The sequence below is a fragment of the Bordetella petrii genome, assembly GCF_020991325.1.
Taxonomy (GTDB): domain Bacteria; phylum Pseudomonadota; class Gammaproteobacteria; order Burkholderiales; family Burkholderiaceae_B; genus Bordetella_A; species Bordetella_A petrii_E.
On record NZ_JAJMLX010000101.1, the window covers coordinates 1 to 14360 of the forward strand.

16 protein-coding genes are annotated in these 14360 nt (G+C 66.2%); 4 read left to right on the forward strand and 12 right to left on the reverse strand.

Going from position 1 to position 14360, the window contains the following annotated elements:
- Positions 1-140: 140 nt before the first annotated feature.
- The 8 genes from fabF to LPZ50_RS12080 form a co-directional block, all read right to left on the reverse strand.
- The gene (gene fabF, locus LPZ50_RS12045; protein ID WP_230661707.1) at positions 141-1370 is read right to left on the reverse strand and encodes a beta-ketoacyl-ACP synthase II; all 1230 of its coding nucleotides are present in this window, start codon (positions 1368-1370) and stop codon (positions 141-143) included.
- A 177-nt stretch (positions 1371-1547) separates the two neighbouring features.
- Positions 1548-1787 carry an acyl carrier protein gene (gene acpP / locus LPZ50_RS12050; protein WP_003813816.1) on the reverse strand — a complete coding sequence of 80 codons (240 nt, stop codon included), beginning with the start codon at positions 1785-1787 and terminating at the stop codon, positions 1548-1550.
- 126 nt (positions 1788-1913) lie between these two features.
- A complete protein-coding gene (gene fabG, locus LPZ50_RS12055) occupies positions 1914-2666 on the reverse strand; it encodes a 3-oxoacyl-ACP reductase FabG (protein WP_230661709.1) in 753 nt (250 codons plus the stop codon).
- Positions 2667-2709: 43 nt separating this feature from the next.
- A complete protein-coding gene (gene fabD, locus LPZ50_RS12060) occupies positions 2710-3645 on the reverse strand; it encodes an ACP S-malonyltransferase (RefSeq protein WP_230661711.1) in 936 nt (311 codons plus the stop codon).
- 79 nt (positions 3646-3724) lie between these two features.
- A complete protein-coding gene (locus tag LPZ50_RS12065) occupies positions 3725-4711 on the reverse strand; it encodes a beta-ketoacyl-ACP synthase III (protein WP_230661713.1) in 987 nt (328 codons plus the stop codon).
- Entirely contained in the window at positions 4711-5775 is a 1065-nt protein-coding gene (gene plsX / locus LPZ50_RS12070; protein ID WP_230661715.1) for a phosphate acyltransferase PlsX, read from the reverse strand. The genes LPZ50_RS12065 and plsX overlap by 1 nt, the downstream gene beginning before the upstream one ends.
- A 51-nt stretch (positions 5776-5826) precedes the next feature.
- Entirely contained in the window at positions 5827-6009 is a 183-nt protein-coding gene (gene rpmF / locus LPZ50_RS12075; RefSeq protein ID WP_230661717.1) for a 50S ribosomal protein L32, read from the reverse strand.
- A 51-nt stretch (positions 6010-6060) separates the two neighbouring features.
- Entirely contained in the window at positions 6061-6681 is a 621-nt protein-coding gene (locus LPZ50_RS12080; protein WP_230661719.1) for a YceD family protein, read from the reverse strand.
- A gap of 90 nt (positions 6682-6771) precedes the next feature.
- Here LPZ50_RS12080 and LPZ50_RS12085 point away from each other — a divergent pair, with 90 nt between their 5' ends.
- From LPZ50_RS12085 to LPZ50_RS12095, 3 genes are read left to right on the forward strand one after another with little or no spacing between them, the layout of a single operon-like run.
- Entirely contained in the window at positions 6772-7374 is a 603-nt protein-coding gene (locus LPZ50_RS12085) for a Maf-like protein (protein WP_230661722.1), read from the forward strand.
- A complete protein-coding gene (locus LPZ50_RS12090) occupies positions 7371-8087 on the forward strand; it encodes an SAM-dependent methyltransferase (RefSeq protein WP_230661724.1) in 717 nt (238 codons plus the stop codon). Before LPZ50_RS12085 ends, LPZ50_RS12090 begins: the two co-directional genes overlap by 4 nt.
- Positions 8084-8917, forward strand: a complete 834-nt coding sequence (locus tag LPZ50_RS12095) for an N-acetylmuramoyl-L-alanine amidase (RefSeq protein WP_230661726.1) — start codon at positions 8084-8086, stop codon at positions 8915-8917. The genes LPZ50_RS12090 and LPZ50_RS12095 overlap by 4 nt, the downstream gene beginning before the upstream one ends.
- Positions 8918-8933: 16 nt before the next feature.
- Here LPZ50_RS12095 and msrQ read toward each other — a convergent pair whose 3' ends face one another.
- Genes msrQ through LPZ50_RS12115 form a run of 4 tightly spaced genes read right to left on the reverse strand, consistent with a single transcriptional unit; the run spans position 8934 to position 12193 of the window.
- Positions 8934-9575, reverse strand: coding sequence for a protein-methionine-sulfoxide reductase heme-binding subunit MsrQ (msrQ, locus tag LPZ50_RS12100; protein WP_268903353.1), 642 nt, complete (start codon positions 9573-9575; stop codon positions 8934-8936).
- Between the two features lie 7 nt (positions 9576-9582).
- Positions 9583-10548, reverse strand: a complete 966-nt coding sequence (msrP, locus tag LPZ50_RS12105; protein WP_230661728.1) for a protein-methionine-sulfoxide reductase catalytic subunit MsrP — start codon at positions 10546-10548, stop codon at positions 9583-9585.
- 17 nt (positions 10549-10565) lie between these two features.
- Positions 10566-11222: an HAD family hydrolase gene (locus LPZ50_RS12110; RefSeq protein ID WP_230661736.1), complete on the reverse strand. Its 657-nt coding sequence runs from the start codon at positions 11220-11222 to the stop codon at positions 10566-10568.
- Between the two features lie 2 nt (positions 11223-11224).
- Positions 11225-12193 (reverse strand): RluA family pseudouridine synthase, encoded by a 969-nt coding sequence (locus tag LPZ50_RS12115; RefSeq protein ID WP_230661730.1) that lies wholly within the window; start codon positions 12191-12193, stop codon positions 11225-11227.
- Positions 12194-12707: 514 nt separating this feature from the next.
- Here LPZ50_RS12115 and LPZ50_RS12120 point away from each other — a divergent pair.
- A partial coding sequence (locus LPZ50_RS12120) for an Rne/Rng family ribonuclease (RefSeq protein ID WP_230661732.1) occupies positions 12708-14360 on the forward strand: 1653 nt, incomplete at its 3' end.

Consider the following 14360-nt stretch of genomic DNA (forward strand, 5'->3'; position numbering starts at 1 on the left):
GGGCCAGCCTGCCACCATGCCGCTGCAACGGCGCAGGCCGCCGCGCCCGCCTGGGCCGTCTGGCTTACGCGTCGCAGGTGGCGGGGTTGACGCACCGGCACGCTGAGCGCCCGGCGGCCGGATTCCCGGTGGACTTCCAATCAGACCCGGCGAACGGCCATCGAGCCGTTGGTGCCGCCGAAACCGAAGGAATTCGAAATCGCCACGTCGATCTTCATGTCGCGCGCCTGGTTGGCGCAGTAATCCAGGTCGCATTCGGGATCCTGGTTGAAGATGTTGATGGTGGGCGGCGATTTCTGGTTGTACACGGCCAGCGTGGTGAATACCGCCTCGATGCCGCCGGCGGCGCCCAGCAGGTGGCCGGTCATGGATTTGGTGGAATTCACCACCAGTTTCCTGGCGTGGTCGCCGAAGGCCAGCTTGAGCGCATCGGATTCGTTCTTGTCGCCCAGCGGCGTGGACGTACCGTGCGCATTGACGTAGTCGACTTCGTCGAGGTTGATGCCGCCATTGCGCAAGGCATTGACCACCCCGCGGCGCGGCCCGTCTTTGTCGGGCGCGGTGATGTGGTGCGCGTCGGAGCTCATGCCGTAGCCGGCGAACTCGCCGTAGATGCGCGCGCCGCGCTTCTTGGCATGTTCGTATTCTTCCAGCACCAGCACGCCCGCGCCCTCGCCCAGCACGAAGCCGTCGCGGTCGCGGTCCCAGGGACGCGAAGCGGTGGCCGGGTCGTCGTTGCGCGTGGACAGCGCCCGCATGGCCGCGAAACCGCCGATGCCCAGGGGCGACACGGTGGATTCGGCCCCACCGGCCAGCATGATGTCGGCATCGCCGTATTCGATCAGGCGGGCCGCGTCGCCGATGCAATGCAGGCCGGTCGTGCAAGCCGACACCACCGCATAGCTGGGGCCCTTCATGCCGAACCTGATGGACAACTGGCCGGAGATCAGGTTGATCAGCGACCCCGGCACGAAGAATGGCGAAATACGCCGCGGGCCCTTGGCCAGCAGCTCGGTTTGCGTTTCTTCGATGCGGGGCAGGCCCCCAATGCCCGACCCGACGATCACCCCGATGCGGTCGGCATTGGCTTCGGTGACTTCAAGCCCGCTGTCTTGCCAGGCCTGGATGCCGGCAGCCATGCCGTAATGGATGAAAGTATCCATCTGGCGGGCTTCTTTGGCCGGCATGAATTGGGTGACGTCGAAGTCCTTGACCTCGCCCGCGATGTGCGTGGTGATGGCCGAGGGGTCGAAACGGGTGATGCGGCCGATGCCGGAACGTCCGTTGACGATATTGTCCCAGGCGCTGGAGATGTCGTTGCCCACGGGCGATACGATACCCAGGCCGGTGATGACGACTCGTCGCTTCACGGATGACTCCTAAAACAGACAAAGAAAAGGCGGTTTTCGGATGCGCCGCGCATGCGGCCCGCCCGGCCGCGGAAACGTCACGACGTTTCCGCGTACGGACCGCACGGCACCCCTGAAACCGCCCCGGTTCCCGGCCGCTTCCGCAATGCGGAGAGCGCCCGGAAAAATACAGGCTGCTTACTGCTTACCGTGCGAATTGATGTAGTCAATCGCTTGCTGCACGGTGGTGATCTTTTCGGCCTCTTCGTCGGGGATCTCGGTCTCGAATTCGTCTTCGAGCGCCATGACCAGTTCAACCATGTCGAGCGAATCGGCACCGAGGTCGTCAAGGAAGGAGGATTCGTTCTTGATCTCGGCTTCGTTGACGCCAAGTTGTTCAGCGACGATCTTCTTGACGCGCTGTTCGATGCTTTCCATGCAGATCTCCAATTGGGAAAAATCCCGCGAATTATAGCCAAGCGTAGAGGAATGCAAACGCTTGGCCGTGACAAAAATAACTGTATACCCCTGGGCGAGCCGCTGACGGGCCGCTCTTGGGCGGCCTTATTGCATGTACATCCCGCCGTTGACGTGCAGGGTGGTTCCAGTAATGTAACCCGCCTGGGGGCCCGATAAAAAGGCCACCGCATGCGCGATATCAACGGGCGAACCCAGCCGGCCCAGCGGAATTTGCTGCAGCAATGCCGCGGTCTGGTCATCGCCCAGGGCCCGCGTCATGTCGGTGTCGATGAAGCCCGGCGCCACGCAATTGACGGTGATGTTGCGGCTGCCCAGCTCGCGCGCCAGCGCGCGCGACATGCCGGCCACGCCGGCCTTGGCGGCGGCGTAGTTGGCCTGGCCGGCATTGCCGCTGGCCCCCACCACCGAGGTCACGTTGATGATGCGGCCCCAGCGCGCTTTCATCATGCCGCGCAGCACAGCGCGCGACAGACGGAACACCGACGCCAGGTTGGTGTCGATGACGGCCGACCAGTCGTCGTCCTTCATGCGCATGGCGAGGTTGTCGCGGGTGATGCCGGCATTGTTGACCAGGATGTGCGGGCCGCCCGCTTCCTTGCCCAGCGCGTCGATGAGCGCATCGCAGGCCTTGGCGTCGGTAACGTCCAGCACCACGCCGCGCCCGCCCAGGGGCCCCAGCGCTTCGGTGATGGCCTGGGCGCCCGATTCGCTGGTGGCGGTGCCCACCACCACTGCTCCGCGACTGGCGAGTTCATGGGCGATAGCCTTGCCGATGCCACGCGTGGCGCCGGTTACCAGGGCCACCTTGCCTTGCAGTTCTGCCGATTGTTTGTCCATATCAGGTTCCGTTATACCGGGCGCCCTGCGCGGGCGCGCCGTATCAATTCTGGTTGAGCGCGGCCAGCGCGGCGTCCAGCGAGGCCGGATCGGTAATGGAAAGGCCCGTCAGTTCGCTGTCGATGCGCTTGGTCAGGCCGGCCAGCACCTTGCCCGGACCGCATTCGACCACGTGCGTGACGCCCTGGGCCTTCATGGCCTTCAGGGTTTCCACCCAGCGTACCGGGTGCCATGCCTGGCGGACCAGGGCATCGCGGATGGCGGCCGGATCGGCGGGGGTGGCGACATCGACATTGTTGACCACCGGTACCTGGGGAGCCGACACGGAGGCCTGCGCAAGGGCGCCGGCCAGGACATCGGCGGCCGGGCGCAGCAGGCTGGAATGGAAAGGCGCGGATACCGGCAAGGGCAGCGCACGCTTGGCGCCGGCGGCCTTGGCGGCTTCGCAGGCGCGCTCGGCGGCCGCCTTGTGGCCGGCCATGACGCCCTGGGCGGGCGCGTTGAAGTTCACGGCCTCGACCACTTCCCCCTGGGCAGCCTGGGCGCAGGCTGCGCGCACGGCATCATCGTCCAGGCCCAGGATGGCGGCCATGCCGCCGGTGCCCACGGGTACGGCCGCCTGCATGGCGTCGGCGCGCACGCGCACCAGGCGGACGGCATCTTCGAGCGACAGGGCGCCAGCCGCCGTCAGGGCGGCGTATTCGCCCAGGCTGTGGCCAGCCATCAGGGCAGGCAGCGGCCCGCCCGCGGCCCGCCAGGCGGCGAACACGGCCACGCCGGCAACCAGCATGGCGGGCTGGGTGTTGGTGGTGAGATTGAGCTGGTCGGCAGGGCCCTGCGCGATCAGCGCGGCAAGATCCTGGCCCAGCGCCTGGCCCGCGCGAGCCACGACCTCGGCCACGGCCGCATTGCCGGCCCAGGCATCGAGCATGCCGACCGACTGCGAACCTTGGCCAGGAAAGACAAACGCGATTTTCATAATGGAATGTATCGACTGATTTCTGAATCGGTGAGAATACCCGACATCGGAGCGCCCGCCCCGGCCGGAACGCCCGGCGTTACATGCGGACCAGGACCGAGCCCCAGGTGAACCCGCCGCCCACGCCCTGCATCAGCACCAGCTGGCCCGGCTGGACACGGCCGTCGCGGCGGGCGGCGTCCAGGGCCAGCGGCACGCTGGCGGCCGAGGTATTGGCGTGGGAATCAACGGTGATCACGACTTTTTCGGCAGGCACGTGCAGTTTGCGCGCCAGGAAATTCAGGATGCGGACATTGGCCTGGTGCGGCACCAGCCAATCGACGTCGGCCAGGTCGACACCGGCTTCGGCACAGACATCGCGGGCCGAACGATCGAGCACGGTAACCGCCTGCTTGAACACGGCTTGCCCGTCCATGCGCAGGAACGGATCGCCCGTGACGTCGCCGTAGGCCACATTGCCGGCCGCGCACAAGATCTTGGTTTGCGAGCCATCGGCATGCAACTGGGCGGCCAGGATGCCGGGCTGGCTGGAAGCCTTCAGCACCACGGCGCCCGCGCCGTCGCCGAACAGCACGCAGGTGCTGCGGTCGTTCCAGTCGAGGATGCGCGAAAAGACTTCGGCGCCGATGACCAGCGCGCAACGCGCCCGCCCTGCCCGCATGAAGGCGTCGGCGGTGCTCAGCGCATAGACAAAACCGCTGCACACGGCCTGCACATCGAACGCGGCGCCGCCCTTGGCGCCCAGGTTGGCCTGCACCAGGCAGGCGGTGCTGGGGAAGACGAAATCGGGCGTGGAGGTGGCCACGATGATGAGGTCGACGTCTGACGCCTGCACACCGGCGTCTTCCAGCGCGCGGCGGGCCGCCAGGGTGGCCAGTTGGCTGGTGGTGACGCCGCGCTCGGCCAGGTGACGCTGGCGTATACCGGTGCGCTCGACGATCCATGCGTCGGACGTGGCGATATTGCGCGTGGCCAGCTCGGCGGCCAGTTCGTCGTTGGACACGACCCGTTCGGGCAGGAAACTGCCCGAACCGGCGATCACGGCGTATGTCATTGCGGTATCCATCAAACGGTGTCCCCGGCCGCCGCGGACTCGCCGGCAACGGCCTCGCCCATCTGGACGCGCTGGGTAATCAGCGCCACAGCCTGGGCGGTACGTTCTTGCAGTTTACTCACGACAGCCTCGCGGGCGCGCTGCAACGCAAAACCATAAGCATAGGCGTCGGCGGAGCCGTGGCTTTTGATCACCACCCCGCGCAAGCCCAACAGCGCCGCGCCGTTGTAACGGCGGTTGTCGACGCGGTTGCGCAGGCGGTTGAGCACCGGCTTGGCGATGGCGCCGGCCAGCAGGGTGATCAGGTTGCGTTTGAATTCTTCGCGGATGACGCTGGACAGCATCTTCGCCAGGCCTTCGACCGACTTGAGCACCACATTGCCCACGAAGCCATCGCAGACCACGACATCGACCGTACCCTTGAAGATGTCGTTGCCCTCCACGTTGCCATGGAAGTTCAGCGGGCTGCGGCGCAGGAGCTCGGCGGCTTCCTTGACCACTTCGTTGCCCTTGATGACTTCTTCGCCGATGTTCAGCAGGCCCACCGAGGGATTGTCGCGATGGTCGACGGCCTGCGTCAGCGCGGCGCCCATGATGGCGAACTGCAGCAGGTGCTCGGCCGTGCAGTCGACATTCGCGCCCAGGTCGAGCACCGTGGTGGCGCGGCCGGTCTGGTTGGGAATGGACGTGGCGATGGCCGGGCGGTCGATGCCGTCCAGGGTTTTGAGCACGTAGCGCGAAATGGCCATCCAGGCGCCGGTATTGCCGGCGGAAATGCAGGCGTCGGCGCGGCCGTCCTTGACGGCCTGCGCCGCCAGGCGCATGGAGGAATCTTTCTTGCGGCGCAGGGCGACCTCGACCGAGTCGTCCATGGAGACGACCTCGGTGGCGGGCACGATTTCCAGGCGGTCGCGCGGGACGGCCTTTTGCTCGGCCAGCGCGGCCTCGATGGCGTCGGGCAGCCCGACCAGCAACAGCCGGGAATCCGGATATTGCCGGGCGAACTCGATCGCGGCCGGAATGGTGACGGGCAGGCCGAAATCGCCGCCCATGCAGTCAATGGCGATGCGTATCACAGTTGCGGATCAAGCGCTGCCGTGAATGCGTATGGCGAATCCGCCCCGACTTTATTCGTCGGCCTTGGTCTTGAGCACCTTGCGGCCACGATAGAAGCCGTTGGGGCTGATGTGGTGACGCAGGTGGTTTTCGCCGGTGGTGGGCTCGATCGCGGTGGGCGGGTTGCCCAGGAAATCATGCGAACGATGCATGCCGCGCTTGGACGGGGACTTCTTGTTTTGTTGAACAGCCATGATGACTCCTAGAAACGGGCAGCATTGTATGCGATGCGCCCGATGTTGACCTTAATCTTTGCGCTTCAGTTGTTCGAGCACCGCGAACGGCGACGGACGACCGTCGGCGGGCGCTTGCGGCGCGTCGCCATCTTCGGCCTGTGCGCCCGGGCATACAGGATGCCTGGGCACATATGGAATGCTCAGGATGAGCTCGTCTTCGACCTGGGCCAACAGATCGAAGCGATGCGAACCCACTACTTTGTCGGGTAGCGCGTCCGCAAGTTCCGGGTCTTGCGTATCAAGGGACAGGTCGTCGTCGAGCTCGTCTTCCGACTGCACCAACTGCAACACTGTTCGGGAATCTACTGCATAAACAAACGGGGCGTTGCAGCGCTGGCACAACAGGACCGGATTGGCCTGCACGTGCAAGTGCAGCAGCGGCTGGCCGGCGGCGACGCCGGTTTTGCCCATGCCCTTGCCGGTTTCGCCCTGCACCGACCACGCCACCAGGCCGGCTTCGCCGGCAGGCTGCTGGGGCAGCCCTTCGGCAGCCCTGGCCAGCCGCACCAAGGGTACGGTACCCTGGGCATGGCCGCCCTGACGGGCAAGCGCAAAAGCATCGACCACGGCGCCGCTCGAACCAGCCGAGCCGCGCGGCTGTGCCGCCCCTGCCCGTTCATTCTTGCTCATGTGTGCTCCGTGGTGCAGATACCGCTGCCTGCAAAAATCCCGCAAAACGTTAGATAATACCGTGACTTACGCATTACCGTCAAACACCGCATGCCCAACTCGACACCCCGCCTGATCCTTGCCTCCAGCTCCCGGTATCGCCATGAATTGCTGTCGCGCCTGCGCCTGCCATTCCAGGCGATTTCCCCCGACATCGACGAAACGCCAGCCCCCGGCGAAGCCCCGGCCGTCCTGGCCCTGCGACTGTCCGTGGAAAAGGCGCGCGCCATCGCGGCCCGCCACCCAGACTGCATCGTGATCGGATCAGACCAGGTGGCCACGGTAGACGGCCAGCCCATCGGCAAGCCAGGCGATTTTGCCCGCGCCCGGTTGCAATTGCGCGCCCTGGCTGGCCAGACGGTGGAGTTCCACAGCGCCCTGGCAGTCACCGACGGCCAGCGCGTGGAAAAAACCGACGTGGTAACCCTGTGCCGGTTCCGGCCGCTGACCGATGCAGCCATCGACGCCTACCTGCGCGCCGAAGAACCTTACGATACCGCGGGCAGCGCCAAGGCGGAAAGCCTGGGCATCGCGCTGATGGAATCCATCCGCAGCGACGACCCCACGGCCATCATCGGGCTGCCGCTCATTGCCCTGACCGCCATGCTGGCCACCTTCGGGCTGGATCCCCTGACCGCAGGCACGCCGGCATGAGCGGCACCCTGCACCTGATTCCCGTCAGCCTGGGCGATGCGCCGGCCGAACGCTGGCTGCCCGCCGACGCGAGGGCGCTGGCGGGCCGCCTGGACACCTACATCGCCGAGAACGCCAAGACGGCGCGCGCCTTCCTGAAGCAGATTGGCACCGTACGCCCCCTGCAGGAAATCACCATCCACACCCTCGGCCCCAAGACGGATGCCGCGCAGATCCAGCAATGGCTGGCGGCCTTGCGCCAGGACGGCGAACTGGGCCTGGTATCCGAGGCCGGCTGCCCGGCCGTGGCCGACCCCGGCGCCGCGGTGGTGGCGGCCGCCCATCGCCTGGGCATCGCGGTGCGCCCCTGGGTAGGGCCTTCGTCCATCCTGCTGGGCCTGATGGCCAGCGGCCTGGACGGCCAGCGCTTCGCCTTCCACGGGTACGCCCCCGTCGATCCGGCCGAAAGGGCCAGGCAACTGCGCAGCTGGGAACAGCATTCCGCGCGCCATCACCAGACCCAGTTGCTGATCGAGACCCCGTATCGCAACGCCGCCATGTTCGCCACCCTGCTGGCTTCGCTGCGCGGCGATACCCGCCTGTGCGTCGCCCGTTCGCTGACCACCGACGATGAATGGGTGCAGACGCGCACCATCTCGGAATGGAAATCCCGCCCCGCGCCCGACCTGGACAAGCGCCCCACCCTGTTCCTGTACCTGGCCCAGCGCGCATGACCCGGCCAGTTCCGCCCCACCGTATTGCCGGCCCGGCCTTGCTGGCGCTGGCGATGGCGCTGGGCGGATGCGCCAGCCGCCAGGAACCGCCCCGGCTGCACATCGACGATTCGATCACCGCCACCGGCCAGGACAGCCGCGTGCGCTATGTGGTGCTGCATTACACATCCACCACCCTCGAGCATTCCCTGAAGCTGCTGTCGCGCGGCAATGTCAGCAGCCACTACCTCATTACCGACCAGGCATCTCCCCGCGTATACCGGCTGGTGGATGAAACCCGCAACGCCTGGCACGCCGGGGCAAGCAGCTGGTATCGGCAGGTGTCGCTGAATCCCGTGTCCATCGGCATCGAGTTGGTCAATGGCGGCCGCGACGACCACGCCCCGGGCGGCACGGGCTGGCAACCGTATTCCCAGGCGCAGATCCAGAGCCTGATCCTGCTGCTGCAGGATGTGCTGGCGCGGCACGGCATCGCCCCTGAAAACGTGGTGGGCCATAGCGATATCGCGCCGCAGCGCAAGACCGACCCGGGGCCGCTGTTCCCCTGGAAGCAATTGGCCGACGCCGGCATCGGGCGCTGGTTCGACGAGGCCCAGGCGGCCGCCAACTGGGTCGGCCTGCAACGCCAGGGAGTGCCGGAAGTAGCCTGGTTCCAGCGGCAGCTGGCGCAACTGGGCTACGCCTGCCCGCAACACGGCAAACTGGACCGCGCCACCCGCAACGTGATCGCCGCCTTCCAGATGCACTACCGGCCGTCGAACTACGACGGGCAGCCCGACGCCGAGACGGCCGCGATCATGATGGCCTTGCCCAAAAGCCCCGGGCCCTGACAGCTAAGCCCGCCCTTCACCGGGCGCGCCAGGCCGCCGCGGCGCGCCACCCCAGCAGCGCGGCCAGCACCAGGCCATAAAGCAGCGGCTGCTCGAAATCGTTCTTGCCAGCCTTGTGCCACCACAGATGCACAATGGCCAGGACGCCGATCAGGTACACCGCGCGATGCAGGGTTTGCCAGTGGCGCCCCATCTTGCGCATGGCCCACTGCGTGGACGTGGCCGCCAGCGCCGCCATGCACAGGAAGGCGGCCAGGCCCACGGCAATGAATGGCCGTTCGGCAATGTCCTGCAGCATGGATCCGAGCTCGAGCCCGCGGTCCCACCAGACCCAGGCCAGAAAATGCATGCTGCCGTAGAAAAAAGCGAACAGGCCGCAGGGCCGCCTGAGCCGCACCAGGGCCGGCTGCCCCAGAATGCGCCGCAACGGCGTGATAGCCAGCGCCACCAGCAGGCATACCAGCGTCCAGGTGCCCGATGAACGGGTCAGGAATTCCACGGGATTGGCGGTGAGGCCATTGTTGAACCCCAGCCAGACCCAGCGCGCGAACGGCAGCAGGCCCGCCACGAACAGCAACGGCTTGAAGCGCCCCACCATGGCGGCCGACCATTGCTTGCGGCGGGCAGCGGAAGCCGGGGCGGCAGTCGGCTGCGGCATGCCGGGTTCAGTAATTGGCCTTCAGGTCCATGCCCTGGTACAGGGATGCCACCTGGTCAGCATAGCCATTGAACATCAGCGTCTTGCGCTTGGGGGTGAACAGGCCGTCTTCGCCGATACGGCGCTCGGTGGCCTGGCTCCAGCGCGGATGCGGCACGTCGGGGTTCACGTTGGCATAAAAACCGTATTCGCGGGCGGCCGCCTGCATCCACGAAGTGGTGGGCTGCTTTTCCAGCAGCCGAATGCGCACCAGCGACTTGGCCGATTTGAACCCGTATTTCCAGGGCACGGCCAGCCGCAACGGGGCGCCGTTCTGATTGGGCAGCACCTTGCCGTACAGGCCGAACACCAGCAGCGTCAGCGGATGCATGGCCTCGTCCAGCCGCAAGGCCTCGACGTAGGGCCAGTCGAGCACCGGATAGCGCAGGCCCGGCATGTTCTCGCGCTGCGCCACCGTGGTGAATTCCACGTATTTGGCATTGCCAGTGGGCTCTACCTGCTTCAGCAAGGCCGCCAGCGGGTAGCCCACCCACGGAATGACCATGGACCACCCTTCCACGCAGCGCAGCCGGTACACACGGTCTTCCAGCGCCGCCAGCTTCAGCAAGGTGTCGATATCGAAGGTTTGCGGACGCTGCACCTCGCCCTCGACACTGACTGTCCAGGGCCGGGTTTGCAGCTTGTGGGCGTAGTCCGCCGGATCGCCTTTGTCGACCCCGAACTCGTAGTAGTTGTTGTAACTGGTGACGTCGCCGTACGGCGTCTGCTTGTCCATGACAGAGAACTGCGGGCTGGGCCGCCCGGGCAGCGGCGCGGCATTCTGGGCGTACGCATGGCGCGCCGCCCAGGCCGGCAAGCCCGCCGTGGCTGCAACCATGCCGGCGCGCGCCAGCCAGTTGCGGCGCGACTGCCAGATGGCTTCGGGGGTGATTTCGGACGGCGGCGGCACATGGCCAGGCTTGCGTATCAACATGTCAGGCTCCCAGGCTGTCAGGTTCCCACGCGCGGCAGTAACCATTCCCGCAGTGCGGCGACGTTGTCCACCACGGCCTGCGGGCCGCATCCGCGCAGTTCTTCCGGGCTATGGGCCCCGTAAGTGACGCCCAGGCCGTGCACGCCGGCGTTGCAGGCCATTTGCAGGTCGTGGGAGGTGTCGCCCACCATGACCACGCGTTCGGGTTGGACATCCAGTTCCTGCATGAGTTCGTGCAGCATGGCCGGATGCGGCTTACTGAAGGTTTCGTCGGCGGTACGGGTCGCGTGGAACACGTCGCGCAGGCCAGTGGCGGCCAGCACCCGGTTCAGGCCGACCCGGCTCTTGCCGGTGGCCACCGCCAGGCGCGCCTGCTGACCGCCCAGTTCGCCCAGCAGCCCCTCTATGCCCTCGAACAGTTGCAGGTCTGGGTCGCGCAGCAAGTAATGGGTACGGTAGCGCTCCAGGAAGCGCGGCACCATGGCCTGGGTGAGTTCGGGAACAGCCTTGCGCAGCGCGCTTTCGAGCGACAGGCCGATCACCCAGCTGGCGGCCGAGGCCGTGGGCACCGGAAGATCCAGGTCGCGGCAGGCTCCCTGGATCGCCGACACGATTCCGTTGGTGGAATCCATCAAGGTTCCGTCCCAATCGAATACCACCAGCGAGTACGGCATGTTCAAGCATTCTCCAGTTGTTGCAAGAGCTTGCGGCAGGCTGCGGGCAATTCCGCTGTCAGCCGCAGGGTTTCTCCGGTAAGCGGGTGCGGCAGGGTCAACTGGTGCGCGTGCAAGAACATGCGGTTGAACCCCTGGCGCGCGAACCGGGCGCGCGTCTCATCCGTCCCGTATTTATCGTCACCCACGATGGGAAAGCCGCTGGCCGCCAGGTGCACCCGGATCTGGTGGGTGCGGCCGGTGCGCAGTTCGGCGTCAACCAGACTGTAACCCCCCAGGCGTTGCTTGAGCGTGACGATGGTGTGCGCCGCCTGGCCGGCCGGATCGGGACGCACGCGGCGTTCGCCGGACTGGGTGGTCCATTTGGTGAGCGCCAGGCGGATGTGCTGCCGGTCGTTGACCCAATCGCCCTCGACCAGGGCAAGGTAGTGCTTGTCGCCCCTGCCCTCGCGCAGCATGGCGTGCAGGGCCAGCAGCGCGCTGCGCTTCTTGGCCACCATCAGCAGGCCGGAGGTTTCGCGGTCCAGCCGGTGCACCAATTCCAGGAAGCGGGCTTGCGGGCGGGCGGCGCGCAGCTGCTCGATGACCCCAAACGACACGCCGCTGCCGCCGTGCACCGCCACCCCGGCCGGCTTGTCCACCACCAGCAGGGCATCGTCTTCGAACACCACGGGGAATTCCGCCCCGGGCACCGGACGCGCCTCGCCCGGGGCGGGCAGGCGCAATGGGGGCACGCGCACCACATCGCCCTCGACCACGCGGTAGTCGGTTTTTATGCGTCCCTTATTTACCCGGACCTCGCCGCCGCGTATGGCCTTGTAAATATGGCTTTTCGGCACTCCCTTGCACAGGCGCAGCAGGAAGTTGTCGATACGCTGGCCGGCGTGCTCGACCCCCACCTCTACCAGGCGGACAGACGGGGCGGAATTGGCGGAAACAGGGGTTTCTTTGCGCATTGCGGAAAGCGACATATAATCGGGACAGCCTTAAGGGGCTGAATTAGCCGCTTGGCGTAGAGATGCAATATTTGCGCGTCTCCGTCGAGCGCGCGGGCCGCCATTGTACTGCTGCCTGCTCGTTCAGCTCCGGGGTCTCTCGGTCGCCGGCGCAACCGCGCCCTGCCGGATGGTGGTGTGGCACTGTCTTTGCCCGCCGTCCTGGCAGGTCCGTTGCATGCCGCAAGTGGCTCTGAAGCACTGCAAGAATCGTCGCGTAATTAAAGCACCAGGTGCGCGCGGGCCAGTTGCCGGCCGCACCTGTCGTTCACAGCAATCCTTTCCGTCAACCACACTTAGTGAAGCTGACTCTCCTGCTGACAGAACCGCGTGCCCCAGGGCACGACGTGCCCGCCTGACCGGCGGCGGCTACGCCTGGGCGTTTCGCCCGGCAGCCGTTTGATCTTCTTGCCCCGCTACAGTCCGCAGCCCGAGTGGCCCGAGGTCACGCGCCGATATCGGCGCGTCATGACAACGGAGAACACCACTCATGAAGCGCATGCTGTTCAACGCAACGCACCAGGAAGAACTGCGCGTTGCCATCGTCGATGGGCAGAAGCTCATCGATCTCGACATCGAAACCGCCGGCCGCGAACAACGCAAAGGCAACATCTACAAAGGGGTCATCACCCGCATCGAGCCCGGCCTGGAAGCCTGCTTCGTCAATTACGGCGAAGACCGCCACGGCTTCCTGCCCTTCAAGGAAGTGGCCCGCAGCTACTTCAAGGAAGGCGTGGACGTACGCTCGGCCCGCATCCAGGACGCCCTGCGCGAAGGCCAGGAACTGATCGTCCAGGTTGAAAAAGAAGAACGCGGCAACAAGGGCGCCGCCCTGACCACGTTCATTTCGCTGGCGGGCCGGTACCTGGTGCTGATGCCCAACAACCCGCGCGGCGGCGGCGTATCGCGCCGCGTCGAAGGCGAAGACCGCCAGGAACTGCGCGACACCATGGAGCAACTGCAAGTGCCGCAAGGCATGAGCATCATTGCCCGCACCGCCGGAATCGGCCGCAACGTGGAAGAACTGCAATGGGACTTGTCCTACCTGATGCAGCTCTGGACGGCCATCGATTCCGCCGCCCGCGACAACGCCGCCCCCATTCTCATCTATCTGGAATCCAGCCTGGTCATCCGGGCCATCCGTGATTACTTCTCGCCCGAAATCGGCGAAATCCTGATCGACACCGACGAAATCGCCGACCAGGCCACCGCGTTCATGAGCGTGGTAATGCCCGACAACGTGCAGCGCGTCAAACGCTACCGCGACGATATCCCGCTGTTCTCGCGCTTCCAGATCGAACACCAGATCGAAACCGCCTATTCCCGCACGGTGCAGTTGCCGTCGGGCGGCGCCGTGGTCATCGACCACACCGAAGCCCTGGTGGCGGTGGACGTCAACTCGGCACGCTCCACCCGCGGCTCGGACATCGAAGAAACCGCCTTGCGCACCAACATGGAAGCGGCCGACGAAGTGGCCCGCCAATTGCGCCTGCGCGACCTGGGTGGCCTGATCGTGATCGACTTCATCGACATGGAGGACACCAAGAACCAGCGCGCCGTCGAACAGCGCCTGCGCGATGCCCTGCATTTCGACCGCGCCCGCGTCCAGATGGGCAAGATCTCGCGCTTCGGCCTGATGGAACTGTCGCGCCAGCGCCTGCGTCCGGCCCTGAACGAAGGCTCGCACATCACCTGCCCGCGCTGCAACGGCACCGGCGTGATCCGCGATGCCGAGTCCAGCGCCCTGCACGTGCTGCGCCTGCTGCAGGAAGAGGCCATGAAGGAAAACACCGCGGCGGTGCACGCCCAGGTGCCGGTCGACGTGGCCACCTTCCTGCTCAATGAAAAGCGCGCCGACATCGCCAAGATGGAAGCCCGCCTGAAGGTCAACCTGGTGCTGATCCCCAACAAGCACCTGGAAACGCCGCATCACCACATCGAACGCCTGCGCCACGATGATCCGCGGCTGGAAGAAGTGAAAACCAGCTTCGAGCTGGCCGAGGCGCCGTCCACCGACATGGCCTGGGCCCCGCGCGACCAGGAAGTGAAGGCCCGCCCCGAAGCCCTGGTCAAGGGCATCACGCCCGCCCAGCCGGCTCCGGTGGCGCCCACCCCCGCCCCCGCAGCCCCGGCGGCAGGAACC

Bases quoted from the DNA above. Each gene is read 5' to 3' on its own strand.
- msrP (WP_230661728.1), bottom strand. From the start codon at position 10,548: ATGTTGATACGCAAGCCTGGCCATGTGCCGCCGCCGTCCGAAATCACC.
- acpP (WP_003813816.1), bottom strand. From the start codon at position 1,787: ATGGAAAGCATCGAACAGCGCGTCAAGAAGATCGTCGCTGAACAACTT.
- fabD (WP_230661711.1), bottom strand. From the start codon at position 3,645: ATGAAAATCGCGTTTGTCTTTCCTGGCCAAGGTTCGCAGTCGGTCGGC.
- LPZ50_RS12110 (WP_230661736.1), bottom strand. From the start codon at position 11,222: ATGCCGTACTCGCTGGTGGTATTCGATTGGGACGGAACCTTGATGGAT.
- LPZ50_RS12115 (WP_230661730.1), bottom strand. From the start codon at position 12,193: ATGTCGCTTTCCGCAATGCGCAAAGAAACCCCTGTTTCCGCCAATTCC.
- LPZ50_RS12080 (WP_230661719.1), bottom strand. From the start codon at position 6,681: ATGAGCAAGAATGAACGGGCAGGGGCGGCACAGCCGCGCGGCTCGGCT.
- LPZ50_RS12090 (WP_230661724.1), top strand. From the start codon at position 7,371: ATGAGCGGCACCCTGCACCTGATTCCCGTCAGCCTGGGCGATGCGCCG.
- LPZ50_RS12085 (WP_230661722.1), top strand. From the start codon at position 6,772: ATGCCCAACTCGACACCCCGCCTGATCCTTGCCTCCAGCTCCCGGTAT.
- rpmF (WP_230661717.1), bottom strand. From the start codon at position 6,009: ATGGCTGTTCAACAAAACAAGAAGTCCCCGTCCAAGCGCGGCATGCAT.
- LPZ50_RS12065 (WP_230661713.1), bottom strand. From the start codon at position 4,711: ATGGATACCGCAATGACATACGCCGTGATCGCCGGTTCGGGCAGTTTC.
- LPZ50_RS12095 (WP_230661726.1), top strand. From the start codon at position 8,084: ATGACCCGGCCAGTTCCGCCCCACCGTATTGCCGGCCCGGCCTTGCTG.
- msrQ (WP_268903353.1), bottom strand. From the start codon at position 9,575: ATGCCGCAGCCGACTGCCGCCCCGGCTTCCGCTGCCCGCCGCAAGCAA.
- fabG (WP_230661709.1), bottom strand. From the start codon at position 2,666: ATGGACAAACAATCGGCAGAACTGCAAGGCAAGGTGGCCCTGGTAACC.